Annotated in this window: 22 protein-coding genes, 4 tRNA genes and 4 pseudogenes; 15 read left to right on the top strand and 15 right to left on the bottom strand. The window is 41.0% G+C overall.

What is annotated here, in order from left to right; translation table 11 throughout:
• Positions 1-173: 173 nt before the first annotated feature.
• The 4 genes and pseudogenes from V7K48_RS14640 to V7K48_RS14655 form a co-directional block, all read left to right on the top strand.
• On the top strand, positions 174-1,115 hold the full coding sequence (locus V7K48_RS14640; protein WP_335073575.1) for an ADP-ribosylglycohydrolase family protein: 942 nt from the start codon (positions 174-176) through the stop codon (positions 1,113-1,115).
• An 87-nt stretch (positions 1,116-1,202) separates the two neighbouring features.
• Positions 1,203-2,144 carry an ADP-ribosylglycohydrolase family protein gene (locus tag V7K48_RS14645; protein WP_335073577.1) on the top strand — a complete coding sequence of 314 codons (942 nt, stop codon included), beginning with the start codon at positions 1,203-1,205 and terminating at the stop codon, positions 2,142-2,144.
• Between the two features lie 135 nt (positions 2,145-2,279).
• A complete protein-coding gene (locus V7K48_RS14650; protein ID WP_335073579.1) occupies positions 2,280-3,551 on the top strand; it encodes a glycosyltransferase in 1,272 nt (423 codons plus the stop codon).
• A gap of 99 nt (positions 3,552-3,650) precedes the next feature.
• Positions 3,651-3,834 (top strand): annotated as a pseudogene (locus tag V7K48_RS14655) (ADP-ribosylglycohydrolase family protein); the annotation flags it as partial.
• A 71-nt stretch (positions 3,835-3,905) separates the two neighbouring features.
• Here the strand turns inward: V7K48_RS14655 and cutA are convergent.
• The 4 genes from cutA to V7K48_RS14675 form a co-directional block, all read right to left on the bottom strand.
• Positions 3,906-4,238, bottom strand: a complete 333-nt coding sequence (cutA, locus tag V7K48_RS14660) for a divalent-cation tolerance protein CutA (protein ID WP_335073581.1) — start codon at positions 4,236-4,238, stop codon at positions 3,906-3,908.
• A 5-nt stretch (positions 4,239-4,243) separates the two neighbouring features.
• Entirely contained in the window at positions 4,244-5,245 is a 1,002-nt protein-coding gene (locus tag V7K48_RS14665; protein ID WP_335073583.1) for a transposase, read from the bottom strand.
• Positions 5,246-5,266: 21 nt separating this feature from the next.
• Positions 5,267-6,118, bottom strand: coding sequence for a hypothetical protein (locus V7K48_RS14670; protein ID WP_335073585.1), 852 nt, complete (start codon positions 6,116-6,118; stop codon positions 5,267-5,269).
• A 140-nt stretch (positions 6,119-6,258) separates the two neighbouring features.
• Positions 6,259-6,918, bottom strand: coding sequence for an Npun_F0813 family protein (locus V7K48_RS14675; RefSeq protein ID WP_335073588.1), 660 nt, complete (start codon positions 6,916-6,918; stop codon positions 6,259-6,261).
• A 362-nt stretch (positions 6,919-7,280) separates the two neighbouring features.
• Here V7K48_RS14675 and V7K48_RS14680 point away from each other — a divergent pair.
• From V7K48_RS14680 to V7K48_RS14690, 3 genes and pseudogenes are all read left to right on the top strand, one after another.
• A tRNA-Arg gene (locus tag V7K48_RS14680) sits at positions 7,281-7,353 on the top strand.
• Between the two features lie 72 nt (positions 7,354-7,425).
• A pseudogene (locus V7K48_RS14685) lies at positions 7,426-8,104 on the top strand (group I intron-associated PD-(D/E)XK endonuclease).
• Positions 8,105-8,137: 33 nt separating this feature from the next.
• Positions 8,138-8,716, top strand: coding sequence for a hypothetical protein (locus V7K48_RS14690; protein ID WP_335073590.1), 579 nt, complete (start codon positions 8,138-8,140; stop codon positions 8,714-8,716).
• Between the two features lie 248 nt (positions 8,717-8,964).
• Here the strand turns inward: V7K48_RS14690 and V7K48_RS14695 are convergent.
• The 3 genes from V7K48_RS14695 to nadA form a co-directional block, all read right to left on the bottom strand.
• Positions 8,965-9,036, bottom strand: a tRNA-Thr gene (locus V7K48_RS14695).
• An 87-nt stretch (positions 9,037-9,123) separates the two neighbouring features.
• Positions 9,124-9,209 (bottom strand) — tRNA-Tyr (locus V7K48_RS14700).
• 121 nt (positions 9,210-9,330) lie between these two features.
• Positions 9,331-10,305, bottom strand: a complete 975-nt coding sequence (gene nadA, locus V7K48_RS14705) for a quinolinate synthase NadA (RefSeq protein ID WP_335073592.1) — start codon at positions 10,303-10,305, stop codon at positions 9,331-9,333.
• A gap of 149 nt (positions 10,306-10,454) precedes the next feature.
• Between nadA and V7K48_RS14710 the strand changes: the two genes are divergently transcribed.
• Positions 10,455-11,375 carry a TIGR04168 family protein gene (locus tag V7K48_RS14710; protein ID WP_335073594.1) on the top strand — a complete coding sequence of 307 codons (921 nt, stop codon included), beginning with the start codon at positions 10,455-10,457 and terminating at the stop codon, positions 11,373-11,375.
• A gap of 132 nt (positions 11,376-11,507) precedes the next feature.
• Positions 11,508-11,592 (top strand) — tRNA-Ser (locus V7K48_RS14715).
• 45 nt (positions 11,593-11,637) lie between these two features.
• Here the strand turns inward: V7K48_RS14715 and V7K48_RS14720 are convergent.
• The 3 genes from V7K48_RS14720 to V7K48_RS14730 all read right to left on the bottom strand — a co-directional run bounded on the left by V7K48_RS14720 (position 11,638) and on the right by V7K48_RS14730 (position 14,862).
• Entirely contained in the window at positions 11,638-11,979 is a 342-nt protein-coding gene (locus V7K48_RS14720; RefSeq protein ID WP_335073921.1) for a four helix bundle protein, read from the bottom strand.
• A gap of 100 nt (positions 11,980-12,079) precedes the next feature.
• Positions 12,080-14,398, bottom strand: coding sequence for an NACHT domain-containing protein (locus tag V7K48_RS14725; protein ID WP_335073596.1), 2,319 nt, complete (start codon positions 14,396-14,398; stop codon positions 12,080-12,082).
• Positions 14,399-14,670: 272 nt separating this feature from the next.
• Entirely contained in the window at positions 14,671-14,862 is a 192-nt protein-coding gene (locus V7K48_RS14730) for a hypothetical protein (RefSeq protein ID WP_335073598.1), read from the bottom strand.
• A 30-nt stretch (positions 14,863-14,892) separates the two neighbouring features.
• Between V7K48_RS14730 and V7K48_RS14735 the strand changes: the two genes are divergently transcribed.
• The 3 genes from V7K48_RS14735 to V7K48_RS14745 all read left to right on the top strand — a co-directional run bounded on the left by V7K48_RS14735 (position 14,893) and on the right by V7K48_RS14745 (position 16,128).
• Entirely contained in the window at positions 14,893-15,159 is a 267-nt protein-coding gene (locus V7K48_RS14735) for a hypothetical protein (protein WP_335073600.1), read from the top strand.
• Positions 15,156-15,617, top strand: a complete 462-nt coding sequence (locus V7K48_RS14740; RefSeq protein ID WP_335073602.1) for a type II toxin-antitoxin system VapC family toxin — start codon at positions 15,156-15,158, stop codon at positions 15,615-15,617. The genes V7K48_RS14735 and V7K48_RS14740 overlap by 4 nt, the downstream gene beginning before the upstream one ends.
• 67 nt (positions 15,618-15,684) lie before the next feature.
• Positions 15,685-16,128: an acyl-CoA thioesterase gene (locus V7K48_RS14745; RefSeq protein ID WP_335073604.1), complete on the top strand. Its 444-nt coding sequence runs from the start codon at positions 15,685-15,687 to the stop codon at positions 16,126-16,128.
• 40 nt (positions 16,129-16,168) lie between these two features.
• Here V7K48_RS14745 and V7K48_RS14750 read toward each other — a convergent pair whose 3' ends face one another.
• Genes V7K48_RS14750 through menA form a run of 3 tightly spaced genes read right to left on the bottom strand, consistent with a single transcriptional unit; the run spans position 16,169 to position 19,474 of the window.
• Positions 16,169-17,551 carry a 2-succinylbenzoate--CoA ligase gene (locus V7K48_RS14750; RefSeq protein ID WP_335073606.1) on the bottom strand — a complete coding sequence of 461 codons (1,383 nt, stop codon included), beginning with the start codon at positions 17,549-17,551 and terminating at the stop codon, positions 16,169-16,171.
• Positions 17,536-18,564, bottom strand: a complete 1,029-nt coding sequence (locus V7K48_RS14755) for an o-succinylbenzoate synthase (RefSeq protein WP_335073608.1) — start codon at positions 18,562-18,564, stop codon at positions 17,536-17,538. The genes V7K48_RS14750 and V7K48_RS14755 overlap by 16 nt, the downstream gene beginning before the upstream one ends.
• 13 nt (positions 18,565-18,577) lie before the next feature.
• Positions 18,578-19,474: a 2-carboxy-1,4-naphthoquinone phytyltransferase gene (gene menA, locus V7K48_RS14760; protein WP_335073610.1), complete on the bottom strand. Its 897-nt coding sequence runs from the start codon at positions 19,472-19,474 to the stop codon at positions 18,578-18,580.
• Between the two features lie 312 nt (positions 19,475-19,786).
• On the opposite strand from menA, the gene V7K48_RS14765 reads away from it, so the two are divergent.
• The 3 genes and pseudogenes from V7K48_RS14765 to V7K48_RS14775 all read left to right on the top strand — a co-directional run bounded on the left by V7K48_RS14765 (position 19,787) and on the right by V7K48_RS14775 (position 21,958).
• Complete coding sequence (locus tag V7K48_RS14765; protein ID WP_335073612.1) at positions 19,787-21,199, top strand: isochorismate synthase; 1,413 nt, start codon at positions 19,787-19,789, stop codon at positions 21,197-21,199.
• A gap of 19 nt (positions 21,200-21,218) precedes the next feature.
• Positions 21,219-21,635: pseudogene (locus tag V7K48_RS14770) on the top strand (element excision factor XisH family protein).
• 86 nt (positions 21,636-21,721) lie between these two features.
• The gene (locus V7K48_RS14775; protein ID WP_442949439.1) at positions 21,722-21,958 is read left to right on the top strand and encodes a XisI protein; all 237 of its coding nucleotides are present in this window, start codon (positions 21,722-21,724) and stop codon (positions 21,956-21,958) included.
• Between the two features lie 169 nt (positions 21,959-22,127).
• Here the strand turns inward: V7K48_RS14775 and V7K48_RS14780 are convergent.
• Positions 22,128-23,081 (bottom strand): annotated as a pseudogene (locus tag V7K48_RS14780) (L-lactate dehydrogenase); the annotation flags it as partial.
• Between the two features lie 371 nt (positions 23,082-23,452).
• Positions 23,453-24,760 carry a glutamate-5-semialdehyde dehydrogenase gene (locus tag V7K48_RS14785; protein ID WP_335073613.1) on the bottom strand — a complete coding sequence of 436 codons (1,308 nt, stop codon included), beginning with the start codon at positions 24,758-24,760 and terminating at the stop codon, positions 23,453-23,455.
• Positions 24,761-24,763 lie beyond the last annotated feature (3 nt).

The following is a 24,763-nucleotide window of genomic DNA, read 5'->3' on the forward strand; positions in this document are numbered from 1 at the left end:
CATCTTCATAGCGAATTGGTAGAAGTCGGGATATGGTAAATAAAATACCCGATTAACAACTTTTTGCCGAGCTTTTCACATAGGATGAAAAAGTAGGCTGTAGCATCTGTTGCAACAAGCTATAGAGGGAATCTATAAAGTTAATTTTGAGCAATTCTTGTGGAGATTGAATAATGCTAACCGCTGCAAAAACGTTGTCTGGTTTGATGGGTTTATGTGTCGGTGATGCGTTGGGTGTGCCGGTGGAGTTTACTAGCCGTGCTGAACGAGTCAAATCTCCAGTGACAACGATGTTAGGTTATGGCACATGGAATCAACCATCAGGAACTTGGTCAGATGACAGTTCGTTAAGCTTTTGCTTGGCAGAATGTCTTTGTCGGGGGTATTCGTTGGATGCTATAGCTAATTCCTTCTGGCGCTGGTACAAAGAGGCTTACTGGACTCCTCGTGGCGATGTCTTTGATATTGGTCAAACGACCCATACAGCAATTATGCGCCTGAAACAGGGCATTCTACCCCATCAGGCAGGCGGGAAGGTTGAAAATAGTAATGGCAACGGTTCGTTGATGAGAATCTTGCCGATGGCTTATTGTCACAGAAACTTAACTTTAGACGAATTGCTGGCGCGGGTGCATGATGTTTCAGCGATTACCCATGCTCATGCGCGATCGCAGATGGCCTGCGGCATTTATATTAGTATTGCAGTGGCGCTCTTGGAAGGGGCTGACCTCCAAACAGCTTATTTACAAGGATTACAAGATATCCAAACAATTTATTCGATTCGGGAATTTTTGTTAGAGAAGCCGCATTTTGGCAGAGTTTTGAGTGGTGAGATTGCCAAATTACCAGTAGAAGAGATTAATTCTGGTGGCTATGTGATTGATACCTTAGAATCATCCCTGTGGTGTTTATTAAATAGCTCGTCTTATTCTGAAGCAGTACTGAAAGCTGTCAACTTAGGTGGAGATACCGATACTACTGCTGCTGTCACTGGTGGGTTAGCAGGAATTTACTACGGCGTGGAAAATATTCCTCAAAAATGGATGAACCAAATTGCTCGCAGACAAGACATTATTTACTTGGCAGAGCGTTTTGCAAAAGCTATTTACAGTTAGTTTGGAATTAAAAATTATACCAAGCGTTTAATCAACGGCTTTTCGCAAGTAAAATCAGTGGTAGAAAAGTTTCATGCTGGTTGAACAATGCTAACCACTGCAAAAACATTGTCTGGTTTGATGGGTTTATGTGTTGGTGATGCCTTGGGTGTGCCAGTGGAGTTCACCAGCCGCGCTGAACGAGTAAAATCTCCAGTCACGTCTATGCTGGATTATGGAACTTGGGATGTTCCTGCTGGTACATGGTCAGATGACAGTTCGCTGACCTTTTGTTTGGCAGAATGTCTTTGTGAGGGATTTTCACTGGATGCGATTGCTAATTCCTTCTGGCGCTGGTATCACGAAAGTTACTGGACTGCTCAAGGCGAAGTATTTGATATCGGTAACACCACATTTTTAGCAATTGTGAATTGGAAACAAGGAACTCCACCCTTGAAAGCCGGTGGTAATAGTGAAAATAGTAATGGCAATGGTTCTCTAATGAGAATCTTGCCGATGGCTTATTGTCACAGAAGCTTAACCCTGGATAAATTGATTGCGCGGGTACATCAAGTTTCTTGCATTACCCATGCTCATGCGCGATCGCAGATGGCCTGCGGTATTTATATTAGTATTGCAGTGGCGCTCTTGGAAGGGGCTGACCTCCAAACAGCTTATTTACAAGGATTACAAGATATCCAAACAATTTATTCGATTCGGGAATTTTTGTTAGAGAAGCCGCATTTTGGCAGAGTTTTGAGTGGTGAGATTGCTAAATTACCAGTAGAAGAGATTAATTCTGGTGGCTATGTAATTGATACCTTGGAGTCATCCCTGTGGTGTTTGTTAAATAGCTCGTCTTATTCTGAAGCAGTACTGAAAGCTGTCAACTTAGGCGGAGATACTGATACTACCGCCGCCGTTACCGGTGGGTTGGCGGGAATTTATTACGGAGTGGAAAATATTCCTCAAAAATGGATGAACCAAATTGCTCGCAGACAAGACATTATTTACTTAGCAGAGCGTTTTGCAAGGGCTGTCTACAGCTAGTTTGGAATTAGAAATTATAAGTTGGGCTGCTTCATATCTCGGTAAGGGTGGTACTCCAATTTTACTGTTGGGGCAGCGAGGCTTTAAGATCAAGCAAGTATATCTATACGGTGTCATTAACCGAGAGGCGCAGTAGTGAGCCGAATTGTTTTAACTACCATCGGCTCTTTTGGTGATTTGCATCCCAAAATTGCGATCGCACTTGAATTACGAAAGCGCGGTCATGATGTCGTATTTGCAACTCATAAAGAATATCAAGACAAAATTGAGGCTCTCGATTTCGAGTTTCATCGGATGCGCCCTGATAACACTGCACTTAATGATCCACAAGAAATGGCGCGGATGATGGATCTGAAAACGGGCACAGAGTATGTCATCAAAAATTGGGTTTGTGCGAGTTTGCGTGAAACCTATACCGATTTGATGGATGGTGCAAAAGATGGAGATTTCATCGTTACAGGTGAAGGAGTTGTGGCGGCTCGATTGGTAGCAGAAAAATTAGAAATTCCGTGGGCGTTCGCTGTTCTACAGCCTGCCTCATTTCTTTCGGTTTATGATCCATCTGTCTTGCCTGTACTGCCATTTCTTGCCAAGTTACGGGGGCTAGGTTCTCTCGCTAACCGAGGCATCATTCAATTATCAAAAGTGTTGTCTAAATCCTGGGCAGAGCCGATCCACCAATTGCGGCGTGAGCTTGGCTTGCCACCTCTCACAGGAAATCCATTCATTGATGATAAATATTCACCTTATCTTGTATTAGCACTGTTCTCTTCAGTATTCGCAAAGCCTCAACCCGATTGGGCAAAAAATACAGTACTCACCGGATTTGCATTCTATGATGGCAGCAAAGGTGAGACAGAACTTGCAGCAAAACTTCAGCAGTTTTTGGATAGGGGCGATCCCCCAATTGTTTTTACTTTAGGTTCAGCCGCAGTGATGACTCCTGGTCATTTTTATCAGGAAAGTGTTCAAGCTGCAAAGCAACTGAACTGCCGTGCTGTTTTATTGATGGGTAAAAATACTCCTCCAGAGGATCTAGCAGAGAACATACTTGCCATGAGTTATGTTCCATATTCTCAAATTTTTCCGCGTGCTTGTGCGATCGTGCATCAAGGTGGCATTGGTACAACGGCTCAAGCATTACGGGCAGGTCGCCCAACACTGATAATGCCTTACAGCCACGATCAACCTGACAATGCAGCAAGAGTTAAACGCTTGGGAAGTTCACGGACAATTCCTCGAAAACAGTATTCAGCAGAACGGGTAGCCAAGCAATTGCGTGAATTGTTAGAAAATCCCAACTATGCTGCTAAAGCAGCAGACATCGGACGTATTATCCAAGCAGAAAGTGGGGTTAAGATGGCATGTGATGCAATCGAAAATCAGCTTTTAGAGTCAACACCCTAGTCTACAGCTAGTTTGGAATTATAAACTATACCAATTATTTGATCAACGGCTTTTCGCAAGTAAAATTCAGTTGTAGAAAAGTTTCATGCTGGTTGAACAATGCTAACCGCTGCCAAAACGTTGTCCGGTTTGATAGGTTTATGTGTTGGTGATGCGTTGGGTGTGCCAGTGGAGTCCACCAGCCGTGCTGAACGAGTAAAATCTCCAGTCATATCGATGCTGGGTTATGGAACTTGGGATGTTCCTGCTGGTACATGGAGATGACAGTTCGCTGACTTTTTGCGCTGTTTACGCTTAGAGTTAGTAGTTGAGAGTGAGGAGTGAGGAGTTATGAAAATCTTGACTCCTCACTCCTCACTCTTGACTTTTAACTTGCTGAGAAATCCACTGCAAATAGGCTTGAGAACCGGCAACAATTGGTAAAGCAATAATTTCTGGCACTTCATAGGAATGCATTTCCTTAATTTTGGCCTCCATTGCCGGAAATTGCGCCAAATCAGTTTTAATCAGTAATTGCCATTCTTGCTCATTATGCAGTTCCCCTTGCCAGGTGTAAATTGAGTGGATTGGTAACAGATTCACACAAGCAGCAAGTTTAGCTTCCACAAGGGCATTTGCAATTGCTTCTGCCTCCTGCATGTTGCCAGCTGTCACCAATACCACACCATAGCCAGTAGGTGTCTCCATAACCTCTAAACCGTCGTAGACAAGGAATAAACCTGACCATCAATCAGCAGTCGTGTGATGCCCTTGGCTTGCAGATGAGTTCGAGCCTTATGGAGCATTTTACTATCAGGAACTTTAATCACGCGATCGCGCTTCGTAGAAAAGCGCTTGGCGACGCGATGGTTATCAAACACCGGCAGAGTTCTTTGCTGGGTTTCCAGGCTGGGAATTTGCCCTAAGTCACCAAAGTCCTTGAGAGGTCGTGTAATCAATTCCGAGGAACGGTCAATTACCAAATAGCAAGTTTTGGGCAAATTGGCTACAGACAATGGTAAAACTTGAACTGATGCTTCACCTGGTCTTCGTTTTGTGACTAAAGGTCTTTGGTCATCCAGGTCATCATCATCAAAGTCTTCTTCCTCAAAGTCGTCATCTTCTAAATCATCATCTTCTAAATCATCCAAATCCTCTGAATCGTCTAGTAAATCATCGCCCAGCATTTGCGCGATGACCGCCGCTCCTGGATGTTCATTCTTTAGCGGTGGGATGGGGATGTTGACTATTTCCAGCGGCTTTTGCTCTGGAGTTTCTAATTTCTCGGTTACTCGTAACTTCGGTTTTTCTGACGCCGAGGGGCGTCGCCGCACCCGTCTACTAGCGGCGATTGACTCTGCCGTTTCCTCTGAGTAAAGTTCCTGTTCTACATGAATTACCCGACGCAGCTGTGGCTCAACCTTTGGCAACTCCAAGGGTTGGCTTTGGCTGGGTGGAACTTCTATCTCCGGCTCTGGTTGACTCAGCAGGGGTAACTGCTCGTAACTTACCTGTGCCCTTCCTTCAGGAGTTCTCGCAGCCCGCTTTAAAGAGACCAAGTATTCATACTCATCTTCTGGCAAAGTGCTTTTGAGCAGGCGACTAATTGTCGAGTTACTCACACCATAGCGGTCTGCCAAAGTTGAGGTTGTTTCGGCAGTCTCTCGATATAACTTCAGAATTTCTTGCTTGTCAGAGTCTGTTAATTTTCTCACGGTAGATACCAAAAATCTTTACTAAGCTCGTTTTCGTCCGCTGGTACGCCGCGTTCGTCTTAGTGATGCGTCATATTCTAAGACAGCGCCCATGCCAAATAACACTCCACTAAACACCCAAAACACTTCTAATATCTCCCCACTTTGATAATTGGGGCCTTGGGCGTATTTAAACCACATATCTGCAATGTAGAGCGAAAAGGCCGCCGCTGCAATCATTCGCCAAGACTGGGAAACTCTTCCCCCCCAAAAGGCTAACAGCAGAATGGTAGCAATAATTAACAAAACCACATCGCTAACTACATAAAACCAGTTCAAGATAGCAACTAGCAGTTCTGAGGGTGTCTCCTGTTGCATAGAAATCCACCATGCCAACAAACTACCGAACATTGCAATTGCTAACACAATTAGCCACTGCCATTTTTCCAGATTGATTCGCCTGGAAGCCACAGCTAAAATCATGCCTGCGCCAAGTAATAGATAAGTGAGTACAAAAAATATATCGCCTGAAGACACATCCGGTTCATCTTTTAAAACTATTTCGGTATAGCCAAAAATTATCCCCCCAACGAAATAGGAAAGCATACCTAAGCCAATTAAGAGCCAAACATTCCGCCCACTGACGATTTGCGGACTCAACCAGTTCCTCAAGCATAAGATACTGGCACTCAAATAAGCTAAAGCTTCAAAAATATTTGTGCCAATCACATACCACTCGGCCCGGCTTTCTATGCCATCTGCTCCGGGAACTTTGGCACTAAATAACAAAAAGTATAGCAGTGCCAGTACGGCCCAGCCAATATTAGCTAAGACAATGTTCTGAGTCGTAAAAATGGATTTAAAAAGGAACGATTTGTTGTAAGAGTTATTCATAGGGCTTGACTATGTAGATGCACTCTGGCAGTATTTTGAATTAAAGAACTGTGTGCCTAGCAGTTTATCTGTCAGGTAATGCACAATCGGACACTAAAAGCAAGTGCCAGTGGCAGGAACTTTTATTAAAAATTTCCATGCTACTGCCATAGTTTACCCAGTGGCGATTGGTTTAGCCAACTGATAAACAGCGATCGCTCGGCTTCTGGCATATCTTCTAGCTTATAAATCACTTGTTTGGTAAAATTGGCGTTGCCAAAATACGCCTTTCCTAATCGATGCAGTTCTTGTAAAAGGGTAACTACATGGTTTTCTTGCCAATCAGGCATTTTGGCACTCGGTAAAGGATTAGTAGATACCAAATATTTAACTGCTTCTAAAGAAGATGCTTGGGGAAATTGCTTCTGCTGTAAAACTTCGGCAATATCTTTTTCAAATAATGCAGCTTGCCGAGCACCTAAAAACTCTTCAACATCGATATAAACACCTTGCAACAGTAAAATACTGGCTTGGATCAAAATCCCCGTTTTACTATGACTACCTGTGTCATTACCCAGTTGCTCTAAACGGATTTTACCCCAGACGGTAAAGCGTTCCGGTTCCTCTAGTAAAACACAGGCTTTACCCCGGTTATCCGTTAGTTCTCTCCATAAGGCTCTAGCTTCTTCTTCTTGACTAGCTTTGAACACACTAATCAAGCGAAAAGTTTGCCCTTGATAATTGAGGATCGGCATCTGCTGATCCCGTTTTGGGTGCTGAATGCTTGATATTTCAACATCCTGCCGTTTGAGAATAAACATGGCACTAGCAAATAACTCCTCACAGGGGCACTCTTAATATGGAATATATAATGGCATTTGGCAGCATCGCCAAGGCTGAAATTACCTAGCAGACTGTGAAAATGGGCCTAGCGATCGCCAGATCCTTCCCGAAGGTAGCCGCCCAGAGGGCGTTGGCGCTAACGGGCAAGTAACCCCTCGATAACTCAATATATCTAAACCAATACCCCATCTGTTTCGTTTTTAGTGTAGTGTAGATTGACTAACTAGCGACTAGCATCTTAGCCTTGCTAGTGGTAAATCTGCAATTTTCAATTGCTTCTTGGTATGCGGAAACGATATAATATTTTAGATGACTCCTCTGTGAGCCATTATTTTGTATTGGGCGCGTAGCTCAGTGGATAGAGCCACGGATTTCTAATCCGTTGGTCGCAGGTTCGAACCCTGCCGCGCTCGTTTTAATGTAATACGAACCCTAAAGAAGCCTTTTCATGGTAATTTATCAAATAGGCTTGAAAGTTCATATAAATGCACCATACAAAAGATAAGGGTGATCTAGCAGCTGCTAAAGTCATAGCAGATTTAGTTGAGAAAGAATATTCGGTTTTTGTACCAGTAGTAACTGAACATGCACCGTTTGATTTGATTGCCTACAAAGATGGCAAATGTTACAGAATTCAAGCTAAATACAGTATCGATGGCACACTGAAAAATAAAACCAATTGGGCAGACAAGAACGGTTGTCATGAGAAAAAGTACAAATCTGATGACTTTGATTTCTATGGCCTTTATTTGCCAGATATAAACAAAGTAGTATATCCATCAATCAAGTTTGGCGGTTGTGGAATCAGGACAACGCCACCTAAATCACCCAATCCTTTTTATTGGTGGGAAGATTTTACAGATTTAACTGAAGCAGCATCTAAGCGAACCTACAAGGAGTTTGGCGTTGACTTAACAACTAGAAAGGTTAACCCAGACTCTAGAATTCATACCAGAAAAGTTGAAAGGCCATCAAAAGAAGAACTAGGAAAACTAGTTTGGGAAAAGGCAACTGCACAAATTGGGAGAGATTTTGGTGTGTCTGATAAAGCTGTAGAAAAGTGGTGTAAGGCTTATGGGGTAGAAAAGACCACCTAGAGGATATTGGGTGAAGAAAGCTTATGCAAAAGTGGAAGAACAGTTAACAATCCATGACCATGATTGAAACTTATTGAGTCCGCTCAAAAAAACTAAATAAATGAAAACTTTTTTATATACATCAGATATTCCATCTAATCGGAGTGAGGTTTTAGACTCCCTTAAGGGACTTATGATATTTAATTTGACTAGATATAGTTGGGAGCCACCTGATAGGGCGGTTCTGGAATACGGCATTGAAGCAAAAGAAGTTTTTTCATTGACAGCCGGCTGTCTTATCATGAGCTTTGACTCAGGGCTAGTTATTGGATATTCAAGTCAACCATCAAAAAACTCAGTTACTATCTGGGTTGAGAAAAACGAGGTTACTGAAACAAGTGAAGAACTAGCTGAAGAAGATAACGAGCTTTATCCAGTAGATGCAATAGATGCAGTATACAGTAATAATTTTTGGGCTAGGTTAGTAGGGCAACGTATATCAAATATAACTATTTTAAAAAGAAGCTACAGTAATCCACTATATGCAGATCTTGCAAATGAAATTGGATTACTCTTTGAGGTAGAAGATGGGAGTAGATTTATCGCTTCTCACGGATTACATGATGATTCGGATGACTTTTCAGTAATTCAGGAATCACAGATTGATAATAAAATTTGTAATCAGATCCAAGGACTTTAGAGGAGAGAGTGAAAAAAGGGCGTTGCTAAATAGTAGGATAAATGTCTCTATGGCTTGTATTTAGCCTACAAAATCATAGCCAAATCATAGCCAAAAAACAAGCTGGATATCCGAAATTCTGACCTGATAGTCAAGATCATAGCCAAAATAGTCATAAATACAAGTAAGAGACTTAGCTTCTCAACATCAGAATTCCTTTAAAAGCCTGAAACTATTGGTTTTCTGTTGATTATTTTATCAATTTAAAAAGCCCGTGACGAGGATTGAACTCGTGACCTCACCCTTACCAAGGGTGTGCTCTACCACTGAGCCACACGGGCAAAAAACAACTTTGCTTTTTCAGTTGTAAGTTACAATGCTGGGAGCTTTGCTCTTTACCCAGACATTATAACCTATAACTTCGTAAGTGGTGGGCCGGGCTGGATTTGAACCAGCGTAGGCGCTAGCCAACGGATTTACAGTCCGTCTCCATTAACCACTCGGACACCGACCCAATTTGTCTCACGATTTAAAATCATAGCATCATCTTTTGTAAATTGCAAGTGGTTAAAAAAATAACTTGTGGGTAGAGACGCGATAAAACACGTCTCTACAAATTGGATAAAAAATACTAGTTACACACTCATTTCCAGCATTCGTTGCATTGGTCGCAGTGCCGCAAGGCGAATATCCTCTGACATGGTAATTTCGGGAGTACGATTTTTCATTGCCCAGTAAAGCTTTTCTAGAGTGTTTAACCGCATAAAGGGACATTCGTTACAAGCGCAGTTATTTATCGGCGGGGCAGGAATAAAACGCTTGTCAGGAGCTAGTTTTTGCATTTGGTGAATGATTCCAGGCTCCGTAGCCACGATAAATTCTCTAGCGGGGCTGTTTTGACAATGTTTGAGTAAAGCGGCTGTGGAGCCAATAAAGCTGGCGTGGCGCAATACACTACTTTCACATTCTGGGTGGGCGATCGCCTCTGCTTCTGGGTAGGCAATTTTTAACTGAACAATTTTCTTTTCCGAAAAGGTTTCATGGACAACACAGCTACCTTGCCATAGCACTAAATCTCGTCCAGTTTGCTCCATGACATACCGCCCCAAATTTCGATCTGGAGCAAAAATAATCGGCTGTTCCTTCGGTATTTGCTGCACAATTTTAACAGCGTTGGAACTAGTACAAATAATATCGCTCATCGCTTTAATATCAGCAGAGCAGTTGATGTAAGACACTACCAAATGATCTGGATGCGCTGCTTTAAAAGCTGCAAACGCCTCTGGTGGACAACTGTCAGCTAAAGAACAACCAGCATTCAAATCTGGTAAAAGTACTAATTTATCGGGATTAAGTATCTTTGCTGTTTCTGCCATGAAGTGAACACCAGCAAAGACGATCACATCCGCATTGGTTTTTTCTGCTGCTTTCGCCAGTTGTAATGAATCCCCAATAAAGTCTGCAATATCTTGAATATCTGGCTCTTGATAATAATGTGCCAGAATAACTGCATTGAGTTCTTTTTTGAGACTCTCAATGGCGGCAAACAAATCTAGTGGTAGTTCACCCGGTTGGGTTTTTTCTCGTTGAGCCAGTGCAGTAGTAAACACAGTTAAGGGGTGCTCTAAGTTGCAAATTTATGTCCTGTGGAATCAATTATAGTAGTTTTTACCAAAAATAGTGGGCGGTTGATATTTTCGGGTTGTGTCCAAATCGGGCTGAGTTTCATATCCTGGAGATAGACGGCAAGGAAAGTGGCATGACCAGTCAGAAAACTCAATCGATAACCCTGAAAATTGCTGTAATTGGAGATGTTCACGACCAATGGGAAGTGGAAGATGGTATTGCACTCAAGCATTTGGGTGTTGACTTAGCGCTGTTTGTGGGGGATTTTGGCAATGAATCGGTGGAAGTGGTCAGAGTGATCGCCTCTCTCGATATTCCCAAAGCAGCCGTAATGGGCAACCACGATGCCTGGTACACGGCCACCGAATGGGGACGTAAGAAGGCTCCTTATGACCGCTCTAAGGAAGACTGGGTACAGAAACAACTCGATTTATTAGGCCCATCCCATGTCGGTTACGGTAAGCTAGATTTTCCCGCTTGGAATTTAACTGTAGTGGGGGGTCGTCCCTTTACCTGGGGTGGTCCAGAGTGGAAATTCACGGAAATCTGTAAAGAACGTTACGGTGTGACGAGTTTGGAAGAATCTGCCGATCGCATCTTTAAAGCAGTCAAAAGCGCTGCTTACGAGACGATTATATTTTTGGGTCACAATGGGCCTAGTGGGTTAGGCGATCGCCCCGAAGACCCCTGTGGCAAAGACTGGCACCCAATTGGCGGCGACTTTGGCGATCCAGATTTTGGCGAGGCGATTTCTCAAGCCTTGACTGCTGGTAAAACTATTCCCCTGGTGACATTTGGTCATATGCACCGAGATTTACGCCATACCAAGAAGGTGCAGCGCAAGTCCATCTTTAGAAGTCCAGAGGGGACAATTTACTTGAATGCAGCCACTGTGCCCAGGATTGTGGAAAATGGCAGCGAAAAGTTGCGTAATTTTTCCATCGTCACCCTAGAGGCAGGTGTGGTTTCGCAAGTTTCCTTAGTTTGGGTGGGCAATGACTTCCAGGTGGCTTCAGAGGAAATTTTGTATGAGCGATCGCGTAGTGTGTCGTAGACATTCGCATCCAGTAGTGCAATCTGCGTAGATGATACGATATAGTATGATCTGTCAGCTTTAGTGCTAACCAACAAAAGCGCCTGAATAGTGTCTGAAAGTAGGTTAGGGCACAAGTTTGACAGATTTATTGGAGAGGTGGCAGAGTGGTCGATTGCGTCCGACTTGAAATCGGATGAGGCTAAAACCTCCGGGAGTTCGAATCTCCCCCTCTCCGTTGAGGAATTAAAAATTGAAAATTAAAAATTAAAAATTGAAGAGGTTAGGTGGAGCCTTTGGTGGAGATGATAATGGCACCAAGAATTTTTGTTAGTTCTTCGGCTTCGGTTTGGAGTTGACTAATTCTTTCTTGAGGTACTATTTCGGCAGCAATGAGCAACTTTAACCAATACCGAGTTTCACGGGATTCTTTTAGTGCAATCATGAGCTTGCTGATAAAATCTGCTTTGCTTTGAGCAGCTTGTGCTTCTTCTACATTAGCTCCAATCGATGTTCCTGACCTTAATAACTGTTGAGCAAGGGTTCGCGCTACTCCTGGTTTGTCATCTAAAAACTGGCACAATTTGACTATGCGAACTAAAAAAGTAAAAGTGCGCTCGCAAATATCTTTTTTAAATCTTTAATTTTTGACAAGCAAATGTATTTTTCTAAAAATCAATTTTAATTTATATTTTTATTACTTATTATATAACAAATTTTATTTTCTACAAATTGTTAATTGGTAATAGTAAAGTATCCTCAATTTCTTGCCTTACTTCTTGACTGACATAGCATTCGCTATTTAGACAATCTATTAATAGCTGATTAGCATCATAATACTGTTCTAATATTTGCTTTTGTACTTTAGTGAATTGCCAGTTATGTCCAATATTTCGATATTCAATCATCACACTCCTAAGTTTTTCTACCCAAATTTGGTTATTAGATTTCCACAGTGTTTCATCTTCATCTAAAGCAGGTAATTGGTGATAAAGCTTTTTTAATATCTTTTGGAGCTTAGAATCGTCAACGCAATATAAAGCACTAGACATAAATGCTTCTAACTGGTCTGTGTATTGATAGTCAGATTCCAAAGCCTGCTGAAGACAGCATTCAAGATTATGGTCGAGAGCTATTTCGCGTAGTTCTTCACGTTCGTTAAGCTGAAAGTTTAAAATGAAGTTGTCATCCTCATTGAGGAGAGAGTCAATAGCGTATGGAAGAGAAAGAACATAACCATTTAATTCATGTAGCATTTCATAATCAAAGTAAACAGCTCTAACTGCGGTAGGCTTATAAGGAAGTTCTAGAGAGAGTGATTTTTGGTTAAGGTAGAAAAAGAACTGTTGTAGCTTTTCATCTAAAGCAACTAGTTTATCAATCTTTTGCTTCATCAACTGCAAAAAATCATCTGCCTTTCGCATCATTCCAGCAGCAAGCAAAAATACTTCTCGCCAACGTATCTCTGTAATATGCTCTACCAAACTTTCCCAGGCAGAATTAGCAACTATTTCTCGTGCGGCGAAATACTCATGAAAGGTCAAGTGAGAAAAGGAATAGATGCCTTTTGCCCTTTCTACTAATAACCCGTGCTGTGCTTCAATAGACTTTAAAAGGGCTTCACTATCAAGTTTCAATACTTCTGGATCTGTGTCTGCATCACGTAAGTTACGGATAAAATCAGCAATGTATGTTTCGGCCGTTTTTTGCTTAAAGAAATAATCTTTCTGCTCAAAGGTAGTTAAGCCTATTTGACTCAACAAGTCTTCCTTACGCTGCAAAGACAGGTTTTTATAGACTTGTTCTCTTTCAATGTTGCGTTTGGCATCCCATTTTTTCAGCAATACATCTAATCCTTCTTGATAAAGTTCAGAACGGTTTGCTGGGAAATCTCCACTATCTCCAAACACCCAACACAGTAATGTCAACAGTAAAGGACTAGTTGCCAGTTCTTGTATTGATTTATTCTCCTTAAGTTTTTGAATGAATCTTTCAGCTTTAACGGGATCAGTTAATTGGAACCAGTTTTGAGCAAAAATGGCTATTTGTTTTTCGTCAAAATCTGCCATTTCCACTTCTGTGAAACTTTCATAAGTGTATTCTTTGGCAGCAATACGACAGGTAATTACAAACTTATTAGTATAAAACAAGTCAGAAAATTCCCGAATTTGTCGTAAAACACGCTTGGTGTCTTCCTCTCGTACTTCATCTAACCCATCCAGCAATATCAATACCTTACCTTTTTTCAACAGTTTCTCTACTGCCGTACTGCCTTGAGTTACCCCACAGCTTGATAAGAGTTGAACAATAAATTTCAAAATATCTAGTTTTTTAGGTGCTTCTGCAAAATCTTTTAATGTGATAAACAAAGGAACTCTGTTTGCTTGAAATCTCCCTTCAATACACTGCATTGCTAGATATTTTAAAAAAGTGGTTTTTCCTGCTCCTGGTTTACCTAAAACCATTAACTTACTATAACGCTGTACAACCTCTAGCCCTGAGACTCGTTTCTGTTTTACCCGGCTAAGTCCAATCCGCTCAAAGTTATCATAGTCACAGCTTTGCATTAGTTCTGCAACTTTTAGTCGTCTTCGCCCTGTTATTGCCTCTAGAATATTGACATTTGTGTAAATACCTTGTTTTCCTGTTAACTCAATTGGCTTAGGCATATCTAATACCCGCATAGTTCCGCACTTTTCTTTGATGTAGGGTTTGACTTGTTTGCGGATTTCTTGCACTAAGGTATCAATAGAATCATCTACGTCATCTGTAGTTAAATCGCCAGAGGGTTTTTGCTGTGAGTATCTTTTGCTCAGATACTCCCGTAAGCGGCTTTCTTTAACAGGGCCATTACCAGTGATGCAAAATTTTTTGTAAATGCCTGTGAGGCAAGTGCTAAGGTTACTTTCAGAAATATTTAATTCTTGAGCTACGTGGACTCGATTCTTACTGCGACCGAATATTTCCAGAAAAACTTCTTTCTCTCGGTGCGACAATTCACTATATTGCTCCAGTTGCTTAAGAAAGTCCTCTGGTATAGACATTGACCACTCCCACAATTACTTATAAGCCAGTGTAGCCAAAGTTTTTATCAAATTGTGGAGTTAAATCAGTGTAAGTCAGGCTAAGTCAAGGTAAGTCAGATAAATAACTACAAAAGAAAATTGCGACATTGAACTCAGTCAAGCTACTGAGGCAATCGCAATGCTAGAAACACTAATCCCTTTGGTTGTAAATAAGTCTGTTGAAGTTGTTGTTGGAATACTGTTGGAAAAGTTTTGTAAATGGGTACTGAGCGATGCCAATATCAAAAGTGCTAACAACTTTCTGAAAATGCAGATTCTCGTACTTTATCTTGATTGGGTTTTACGAAAAACATCACTAAAATCTCTGTCAGAGGAATCAAAACAGAAGGATTAAGAAACAGGTGGGTAGTAGAGTTAATAAAGCGATCGCATTCACAAACCAAAGGCGATCGCCACTCCCCAAACTCCCATCGTGCTACCATTACCAATAAATTCTTTTGGGAGGTCAATCAATGGCTAGCCTTCATGCGCTAGATATTCCCGATGAGTTATACGAACGGCTGCAACAGTTAGCTAAAGCTGAAAATAATTCAGTTGATGATCAAATTATTACAATCTTGCAGAATGCCTTGCAGGCGAAAACACAGCAAACGGAAGAGGAAAAGCGAAAAAATGTCCCAAAACTCTTAGAGGAAATCCGTCTTCGCCGTGAGAGTCGCCAGACTGATGTGGAATGGCCTGATAGTACTGCGTTAATCCGAGAAGACCGCGACAGATGACTATCCCTCTCAGGTGTGTTGTAGACGCAAGTGTAGCTATTAAGCAATTTATACCAGACGATCCACTAACTCCGAAAGTTAATCAACTGTTTGCTCATCTTGCCAATCCCCAGACTGCAATCTTTGTCCCAGACCTTTTTTACATTGAGTGTGGCAACATCATTTGGAAGTATGTCCGCGCCAGACTTTATGCTGTTGCTGATGTGCCAGCAGATTTAGCAACTCTCAAAAGCTTCCCTTTGCGTGTTGTCTCCACAGCTGATTTGATGGCGGATGCAGTTACGATCGCCTTAAATTATGGAATATCCGCCTACGATGGCTCTTATGTTGCGCTTTCCCAGCAGGTAGGTGCTACTTTGCTGACTCTCGATGGTAAGCTGGTCAGGGCAATAGCCGCTTCATCTTTCAATGTTTCCTCGTTTAATGACTTCGAGGTTCCGCCGTTGGAGTCAACATAATTTGTAATTCGTAATACTCGCCAAAAGCGAGAAGCAAGCTAAGTAATTCGTAATTCAATTATCAAAAATGCCTTTTACTTATAATCGCACAGTTCGCTTTCAAGATACTGATGCTGCTGGGGTAGTTTATTTTGCTAATGTTTTGGGTATTTGCCATGAAGCTTATGAAGAATCTCTAGAAGCATCAACCATTAATCTCAAAAATTTTTTCACTAATCCGTCTGTGGCTTTCCCCATTGTTCATGCTAATGTTGATTTTTTACGCCCTATGTTTGTCGGGGACAAGTTGCTGATTAGTTTAATACCCCAAAAACTAGGTGTTGAGAAGTTTGAAATTACTTACGAAATTACAGTGGCTGAGGTGGTAGTTGCTAAGGCTATTACTAGGCATATTTGTATTGATGCAAGTAGTAGAAGTAAGCAAGAATTACCTGATGAGATTACTCAGTGGTTGGAAACGAACTGCAGAGACGCTGAGAAGCCAGTGCGTTGGGCGGGTTCCCCGACTTGAAGCAACTGGCGCGGCGCAGAGAGAAGAAAGTCGAGAGAGATTATGTAATGTGATTTTGGAGGAATTCTGTAGCTATTTGATATAACTGTTGGCGGTTAATTTTACCTTGGGAGTTACGGGGTAAGTTTTGCTGAGGAATCCAATATTTAGGGATTTTAAATTTGCTGAGTTTGTCTTTGAGTAGAGTTTGGATTTTTAAGGCAGAGGTATCTGATTTTTTGGGAATGTAAATCGCTGTTAAGGCTTGTCCCCAGTGTTTATCTGGGATGCCGATGACACAAATATCAACAACCATTTGAGTTGCTTGTATAGCTGATTCAATCTCTGCTGGATAAATATTTTCTCCACCTGTAATAATTTTGTCGCTGTTACGTCCGACAATATTTAAATGACCTTGGTCATCTAAAAAACCTAGATCATCTACTTGGAAAGTATCCTGATTTTCTCGGGTTTTAGAATAGTAACCAAGCGCTAAAGATTGAGCATGAATAGTGATATTTCCTATTTGATTTGAATTTAAAATTTTGCCTTGCTGATTCCGAATAGTTACTTTTGCATGGGGAAGAATTTGACCACTGCTAATCTTACCGCCGAGAAAATCATCTGGTTTGAGAGTAGCAACTTGAGAGGCAGTTTCTGTCATGCCATAGGTTGGTGCTAACCGGATGCGATGAAATCTGGCTTTTTCTAGTACTTCGCTCCATGCTGGCGCACCTCCCAAAAGTACAGTATTAAATTGGGATAGCCATTCAGTTAATTCTGGATTTTCTAGGATATGTTGTAACTGTGTTGGTACTAAAGATATAAAAAATTCTGATTGTTTGATATTCAATATTTGACCCGCTTTTACTGCTTTGAATGGCAGGATCGCCAGTTTACCTTCAGTGGTAAAAGAGCGCATAAATTGCATTAAACCGCTGACATGATATAGCGGTAACATGCAAAAAGAATTGACTTGCTTTAATTGAAAGTATTCTGTAAATCCTTGTACAGATGCTACAAGAGTTTCCCAAGTGTGGATGGCAAACTTAATCTGTCCCGATGAACCACCTGTGGGAATCATAATACGATTGGGGATTGGGGATTGGGGATTGGGCATTGGGTATTGAATATTATTCCCATGCCCCATACCCCAAATAATATCTGGCTGTATTAAATCAAAGACTTGTTGCCATTCTTGTGTTCCCCAGTCAGGGTTACAAAGAAAAACTGGACAATTAGCTGCACAAGCAGCAATAAAACTTGCTAAAAATCGTAATGGTTCGCGTTCAGCTAAAATGATTTTTGGTGGTGTTCCACATGCTGATATCTGTTTTAGTTTTAAATATAACTCTTGAGCTATTTGATTAAATTGACGGCTGTTATAACCGATAAGCCAATCATCCTGAACCAGGTTTTTAAGACAGTCTAAAGGTCGTTCCATAAACTTTGAAGCCAGGTTTCTTCTTGTTCAAAAAAATGGTCGATGCCAAAACCAATTGCCCTGTTGTTTCGGGATAATTCGGCTGCTAGTTGGAGTGCTGCTTGTCTTGCGATCACAGTTTCAAATACTGATGAAAATACAGTATCAATTTGATGCTGGTGGCAAAACTTTCTCAGACGAGATGGTGATCCAACTATCCCAGGTTTAATCACAAAAATCCCTCGCCAACCTTGTTGATGACAAGCAGCAAGTTGCCCAAGTGTGGCAACAGATTCATCTAAAGCGATCGCAGTTTCATAACTCAGACTCAATTCCAACATCCCCTGAAATTGCTCAACGGGTAGCGGTTGTTCGATAAATTCAATTTCTAGGGGAAGTTCTGGATTTGCTTTGAGATTGTCGCAAGTCCACAGCCATAAGCTAGCTTCTTCATAGGTGAGTCCACCGTTGGCGTCTAATCGCAGTTTCGTAGAGGCTGGTAAGGTGTGTATCAATGACTCAAAAATTTCTAGTTCATGAGCGATCGCATCCACACCAATTTTCCACTTAAACGTGCGATATCCTCGCTGCCATAGGGTTTCCCATTGATTTAAAGCTGCTTTCCCAGCTGGTAATAAGCCGCTGTAGGGGAGCAGTGAGGAGTTAGGAGTAGAGACGCGATTAATCGCGTCTGTACAGGAGTTAAGAGTTATGAAATTATTTTCTTCATCTCCCCCAGTCCCCATTTCCCATGCTGACTCAAAGCCAAATTGACAAGCTGATAACTCATCTGGGATTGAGAAAATCGTGTCGTCTGTAATTTCTGCTGGGAGTTGGCGACAAAAATCTAAGGCTTGTTCTAGGGTTTCGGAACCAAACCAGCTAATGGGGGCGATTTCTCCCCAGCCGACTCTAAGAGTTTCATCCGTGAGCCGAAGGATAATACCTTCACGAATATCCCAATTACCATGATTGGTAGTGAGTGAGCGCACAAATTTTCGCCTATAGGGACGAAACTTAAATTGATAACGCATCAATTAGTAATTGCTAAAGCATAAATCCCAAGCTCAACAGCAAGCAACTCCAGAAATGCACGGCTACGGCGATGAATTTACAGTTACTAACTTTGTCGGGCTGGTTGTGATTTTCTTGGACGTGGCGGCATAATTTGAAGGCAAATGGTAAACTTGCCCAACTCAGCAATGTCCAAGGTGGAGAAATTCCCCACAGCACAAACAGCAAGGTGAGGGGATAAATGCTACCAGTAAACAAAACTAGGAGTTGAGCACCTTTTGCTGTTCCCAGACGGACGATAGGCGATCGCTTACCTGCGGTGATGTCATCCTTAACCTGGTGAAAGTGTGAACAAAACAAAATTAAGGTTGTGGCAATCCCGACAATCACTGAGGCTGCTAAACTTGTCATTGACCAAGTTTGGGTTTGGCTGTAGTAGGCTGCCTCCACTGCTAAGGGGCCAAAGGCAAAAAAGCAAAGAACCTCGCCTAAACCCTGATATCCTAAGCGAAAGGGAGGCCCTTGGTACATATAGCCCAAACCACAGCACAGCAAAATTATACCGATAACAGTTAGGTCTTGTTGCCAAAAGGCGATCGCTAGTATGCCCAGCAACCCTAAACCTAAACACAAATTTCCTAACCAAAATATTAATGGCTTATTGCCTGTTAAGTTAACCAAAGAATGGTGCTTATTTTGATCAATACCTGTTTCGGAATCAAAGACATCATTACTGATATTTTCCCAGGCAAGAATTAAGATTGCCGCAGCTACAAAAGTAGAAAATACTGCACCATTAAAAATTTTTGTTTCTGCAAATGCTACTGCTGTTCCTACCCAAATGGGCATAATGGCAACGCTGTACATTGGCGGTTTAATCGCTGCCATCCATAACTTAGTGTTGGGATATAAAATCTGCTTGGTAGTCATCAGTGGTGATTAATTAAATTGCCGGAATATTACTCACACTTGAGATTTTATGATTTAAAGAGACCCTAGATATTCATCAGCGAAAAACAACTCCTACTTTTACTCTGGCTCGTTAACCTTGTGTTGTTAACACTCCACCCTCACGGTTGCAGCCCAAGGCTGGAACTGGCTTGTCAGGGTTTATGAACACCACGAACAAGACAAATCCTACGCTGGTGAAATGATAACTTAATATGTTACCTGTAGAAATACGACCACGATTAATTAGACTTTAGGAAGTTAACTTAAAAAAAATTTACTATCGTTAAATCCATGACAGTTTCACCATGTCGTAGCAATTTGTTTGTACACAAAGATTTATATCAATTTCTGGTAGCAGTGCAAGAAAAGTGCCTCAAAAATAATTGCAGGCAAATTGTTAGTATCTCCCAAGAGATCAATTTAGTTGACCCTTTACTTGTATTAGATAAACTTACACAAGCAAATGAAATAAATTTTTACTTTGAGGACAGAGGTAAAGGAGAAGCGATCGCGGCAATTGATGCTACAGCAAAATTACAGATTGATGGTGCAGACCGTTTTAGTCAAGCCGAGTATTTTATCAAATCTTGTCTAAAAAATATAATTAATTTTGGTAATGCTAACCAACCTTTTTCTGGGCCTCACTTTTTTTGTTATTTTAGCTTTTTTGAGAAAAATTCCCAAGTAGATTATCCCTTTCCATCTGCGACCGTCTTTCTTCCACGTTGGCAAGTAGCAGTGAAAAATCAGCGTTGCATATTAGTAACAAATATAATTATCAATGAAAATGTAAATATTCAAAGATTGTTGGAGAATGTGCAAAATAAAATTGAATTTATCCAATCTTTAGAATGTTACTCTGCTAATATTGATTATTTTTCAGCAGATTTATACAAAAAATCCGTTACAAATGCTGCTCAATTTAAACGTTCAGTAGTATCTGTTTTGGAAAAAATTCGGTCTAGTCATTTAAGTAAAATTGTACTAGCAGATGTATTAGACGTCAAGTCAAGCAACCATTTTGACTTAGTTAAATCCTTAAATAATCTTAGGCAAAGACATCCTAATTGTTATATTTTTTCTACTAGTAATGGCAAAGGACAAAACTTTATTGGTGCAAGTCCAGAAAGATTAATTAGTATTAATAATCAACACTTAATCACTGATGCTTTGGCTGGTTCTGCACCACGAGGTAAAACCCCTGCTGAAGATGCAGCTAATGCCAATCGCTTACTCAATAGTGAAAAAGAAAAGCATGAACATTTGCTGGTACTTGATTTCATTACACAACGCCTATGCCAGCTAGGTTTGTTACCCCAAATATTAGCACCCCGCCTGCGACAATTATCTAATATCCAGCATTTATGGACACCAATAAGTGCTATGGTTCCTGCTAACATCCATCCATTAAAAATTGTTGCCCAATTGCATCCTACACCAGCCGTTGCCGGTGCAGCACGAGATGTTGCTTGTGCCGAAATTCGTAGTTATGAAAGCTTTGAGAGGGGTTTATATGCTGCGCCCCTGGGTTGGATAGATTCTGAGGGTAACTGCGAGTTTATTGTGGGAATTCGTTCAGCATTAATCAATGGCGATCGCGCGAGATTATATGCTGGTGCTGGGATCGTGGCTGGATCTGATCCTGATAGAGAGTTTGCAGAGGTGCAGCTTAAACTTCAGGCTTTACTTAAAGCATTAGTTTAAAGTTAATTACTAATCTAGTATGCCAGCTAAAGATATTTACCACGATTCTGTTAAAAACGCTCTTGAAAAAGAAAGTTGGCATATTACCAATGATCCATTTATCTGAAGATGGGGTGCAAGAGATTTATACATTGATTTAGGTGCCCAAAAGCTAATAGCAGCAGAGAAAAGGGGGCATAAAATAGCAGTAGAAGTTAAAAGCTTTATTGGTGCTTCTCCAGTAACCGATTTAGAAAAGGCTCTGGGACAATATATTTTATACTACGATATTCTAAGTCGCTTAGAACCAGACCGCCGCTTGTATCTTGCTATTCGTCAACAAACATACTCAGAATTGTTCCAAGAACCAATTGGTAAGATATTGATAGAAAATCAGCGTCTTTGTTTACTCGTTTTCGATTCAGAACTAGAGGTGATTCTAGAATGGATACCTTAGATAATTATCGCAAAATAATTGAAAAAATATTAGTCGAATATGCCCAACTTCCCTACGCTCATGGAGAACTATAAAGACAGCTAATTATTGATGAAAATGCAAACCATTACCTACTACTCACACTTGGGTGGGAAAACAAACAACGGGTACATGGGTGTCTTGTCCACATTGATATTATCAACGATAAAATTTGGATTCAAAGAGATGGCACCGAAGATGGTATTGCTAACGAATTCGTCAGTGTCGGCATTCCTAAAGATCACATAGTTCTAGCCTTTCAACCTGCCGAAGTCAGAAAGTATACTGATTTTGCTGTTACATAAATTTTAAATCTGGCGATCGCGCGAAGATTGTATGCTGGTGCTGGTATTGTGGCTGGCTCCGATCCTGACAAAGAGTTTGCAGAGGTGCAGCTGAAACTTCAAGCTTTACTGAAAGCCTTAGTTTAACATTCAAAAAAGGACGTTTTTAAACAGACTATTTGAGTTGATTTTAATTATCCAAAGAATTGTAGGCTTCATTCAGTTTAGTGGCTGACTCTTCCAATAGGCGTTGTTCATCAGCATTTCTTGGTAACACCAGTTGGCGCTCAATACCTATTGAGCTAATGATGCATGGAAGTCCAAGAACAATATCACTGTCAATTCCATAGTTAGAATCTGCTCTCACCGATACTGGAAATATCTGCTTTTCATCTCGCAGAATGGTATCAACTAACTGAGAAACGACTGTTGATATGCCATAGCTAGTATATCCTTTACGTTCAAAAATGTTATAGCCTCGCTTACGGGTTAACTCTGCGTACTCTTGCTGAATTTTTTCCAGCATTGCTTCTTGTGGGATGAGAAATTCAGTTAACGCAATTCCCCCAATAAATGCACTAGACCAAATGATAAATTCACTGTCTCCATGCTCTCCAATCACATAAACATGAATGTCTCGAAGAGCAACATTCAATTGCTTACTAAGTTGATATCTTAGTCTAGCAGTATCAAGAACGGTTCCCGAACCGAAAATTAGGTTTTCTGCTCTAGTGGAATTGTCCTTAGCAATTCGTGTCAGTACATCCACTGGATTGCTAACGATAAGTACGATTGAATTCGGTGCAACTCGATCTAATTCTTTCATCGTCGAACGCATGATCTCTGCATTCTCCCTCAACGTATCTAATCGGCTCTCTCCTTGTTTGTGCCGTATCCCAACAGTCACGACAATGACATCAGAATCAGCTAAATCTTCATACCGATTTGATGGTATAATCTCCATATCCTGAAGTAGGGGAATGCTGTCTTCAATATCCCATGCTTGTCCCTCAGCTTTTGATAAAGTTCGGTCAAAAAGGACGACTCTTACACATTTACGGAGTAGCACTAAAGCATTTGCTACGTTTGCACCCACATTCCCCGCACCAATAATACTGACCTTGGATGTTTTGCTACTCATGCCAAATCTACTTTTTTGTAACTAGCTTAATAGGTTAATATTAACTCCAGAACTAACCCTTTCAAGTCAAGCAATTTTGGATTTTGGACTTTCCTGCGGAACGCTACGCGAACAGCAACTCTTAGAGACGCTACGCATAGCTTGCTTCTCCGTAGGGTATGCTCAGTCGAACGATTTTAGATTGAAAAGAGCAATCAAGTCACTTGTAAGTAAATAAACGTGAGTTTGACAGGTTGAAAAAAGTACTTCCATAACATACTATAGGACTCCGATTTGATTTTGAAAACATCCTGAGACTCAAAAGCCTATTTGATTGGGGTTTCATTTGAAATCTTCTTCAGAAATCAGACATGAGTCCTATATGTGAGAATACTTTACACCAAATCCTGATGAGTAAAAGCCTTAGCATTCGCTCCGGTGTAAGTAGCAACGATATGACCATCGCCAGTCATTTGATATTTGTATGTGACTAATCCTTCTAAACCAACGGGGCCGCGAGGAGGCATTTGTTGCGTACTAATCCCGACTTCTGCACCAAAACCATAGCGGAAGCCATCAGCAAAGCGGGTGGAACAATTATGGAATATATTGGCTGAATTGACCAGTCCAAAGAAAGTTTCAACAGATGTTGAATCTTCAGTAATAATCGCGTCAGTATGACGAGAACCATATTCATTAATATGGGCGATCGCATCTTCTATAGAGTCTACAATCTTAATCGACAAAATGAAATCGCTGTATTCTGTTTCCCAGTCTATTTCTGTTGCAGTTGCAATATTAGGTAAAATCCTTAAGGTACTTTTATCACCTCTTAATTCCACATGGCGTTCTTGCAAAGCCTCAGCAACTTTTGGTAAAAATTCTGTAGCAATAGAGGAGTGAACTAGCAAAGTTTCAATTGCATTACAAACAGCCGGATATTGCGCTTTGGCATCGACGGTAATCGGAACTGCTTTAGAAATATCAGCGGCTTTATCTATATAAAGATGACAAATCCCATCGGCGTGACCTAGTACTGGAATACGAGTATTTTCCTGCACAAATCTGACAAAAGAATTAGAACCTCTAGGAATAATTAAATCAACATATTTATCTAACTTCAAAAGTTCTAGAGTTTCCTCTCTAGTTGTCAGCAACTGTACCGCATCAGGGTTAACAGCAGTATGAGATAATCCTTGTTTAATTGCCTTAACGATTGCCTCACAAGAACGCACTGCTTCCTTTCCACATTTGAGAATTACACCGTTTCCAGATTTGATCGCCAAAGAAATAATTTGAATCGCCGCCTCTGGACGGGCTTCAAAAATAATCCCCAAAACCCCTAAAGGACAAGTGATCCGCTTGAGAATTAAGCCAGTATCAAGTTCGCGGTGAATCTGTACTTTCCCAATTGGATCAGCTAGCTTACCAACATCTCGTACCCCAGCGATCGCATCTCTTAACTTATGTTCATCCAACTGCAAACGTTTATAAAGCGGTTGGGGAATTCCTTCGGCAGTAGCAGCTTCACAATCAGCAACATTTGCTTGTAAAATTTCATCTTTAGCTGATTCTAAAGCTTGAGCGATCACAACAATTGCTTGATTTTTTGCCTCAGTGGAGAGAATCGCTAGCTTACTTGCAGCTTTCCGGGTTTGCCTTGCGATCGTAATTAGGGGAGAAGCGATGTCAATAATAGTCATAGC

The organism is Nostoc sp., from assembly GCF_036919615.1.
Classification (GTDB): domain Bacteria; phylum Cyanobacteriota; class Cyanobacteriia; order Cyanobacteriales; family Nostocaceae; genus Nostoc.

What these genes read in the sequence shown, in the direction of transcription:
- V7K48_RS14640 (WP_335073575.1), top strand. Translation starts at nt 174, where the DNA reads ATGCTAACCGCTGCAAAAACGTTGTCTGGTTTGATGGGTTTATGTGTC.
- V7K48_RS14645 (WP_335073577.1), top strand. Translation starts at nt 1,203, where the DNA reads ATGCTAACCACTGCAAAAACATTGTCTGGTTTGATGGGTTTATGTGTT.
- cutA (WP_335073581.1), bottom strand. Translation starts at nt 4,238, where the DNA reads ATGGAGACACCTACTGGCTATGGTGTGGTATTGGTGACAGCTGGCAAC.
- V7K48_RS14670 (WP_335073585.1), bottom strand. Translation starts at nt 6,118, where the DNA reads ATGAATAACTCTTACAACAAATCGTTCCTTTTTAAATCCATTTTTACG.
- V7K48_RS14675 (WP_335073588.1), bottom strand. Translation starts at nt 6,918, where the DNA reads ATGTTTATTCTCAAACGGCAGGATGTTGAAATATCAAGCATTCAGCAC.
- V7K48_RS14690 (WP_335073590.1), top strand. Translation starts at nt 8,138, where the DNA reads ATGAAAACTTTTTTATATACATCAGATATTCCATCTAATCGGAGTGAG.
- V7K48_RS14710 (WP_335073594.1), top strand. Translation starts at nt 10,455, where the DNA reads ATGACCAGTCAGAAAACTCAATCGATAACCCTGAAAATTGCTGTAATT.
- V7K48_RS14725 (WP_335073596.1), bottom strand. Translation starts at nt 14,398, where the DNA reads ATGTCTATACCAGAGGACTTTCTTAAGCAACTGGAGCAATATAGTGAA.
- V7K48_RS14730 (WP_335073598.1), bottom strand. Translation starts at nt 14,862, where the DNA reads ATGGTAGCACGATGGGAGTTTGGGGAGTGGCGATCGCCTTTGGTTTGT.
- V7K48_RS14735 (WP_335073600.1), top strand. Translation starts at nt 14,893, where the DNA reads ATGGCTAGCCTTCATGCGCTAGATATTCCCGATGAGTTATACGAACGG.
- V7K48_RS14740 (WP_335073602.1), top strand. Translation starts at nt 15,156, where the DNA reads ATGACTATCCCTCTCAGGTGTGTTGTAGACGCAAGTGTAGCTATTAAG.
- V7K48_RS14745 (WP_335073604.1), top strand. Translation starts at nt 15,685, where the DNA reads ATGCCTTTTACTTATAATCGCACAGTTCGCTTTCAAGATACTGATGCT.
- V7K48_RS14750 (WP_335073606.1), bottom strand. Translation starts at nt 17,551, where the DNA reads ATGGAACGACCTTTAGACTGTCTTAAAAACCTGGTTCAGGATGATTGG.
- V7K48_RS14755 (WP_335073608.1), bottom strand. Translation starts at nt 18,564, where the DNA reads ATGCGTTATCAATTTAAGTTTCGTCCCTATAGGCGAAAATTTGTGCGC.
- menA (WP_335073610.1), bottom strand. Translation starts at nt 19,474, where the DNA reads ATGACTACCAAGCAGATTTTATATCCCAACACTAAGTTATGGATGGCA.
- V7K48_RS14765 (WP_335073612.1), top strand. Translation starts at nt 19,787, where the DNA reads ATGACAGTTTCACCATGTCGTAGCAATTTGTTTGTACACAAAGATTTA.
- V7K48_RS14785 (WP_335073613.1), bottom strand. Translation starts at nt 24,760, where the DNA reads ATGACTATTATTGACATCGCTTCTCCCCTAATTACGATCGCAAGGCAA.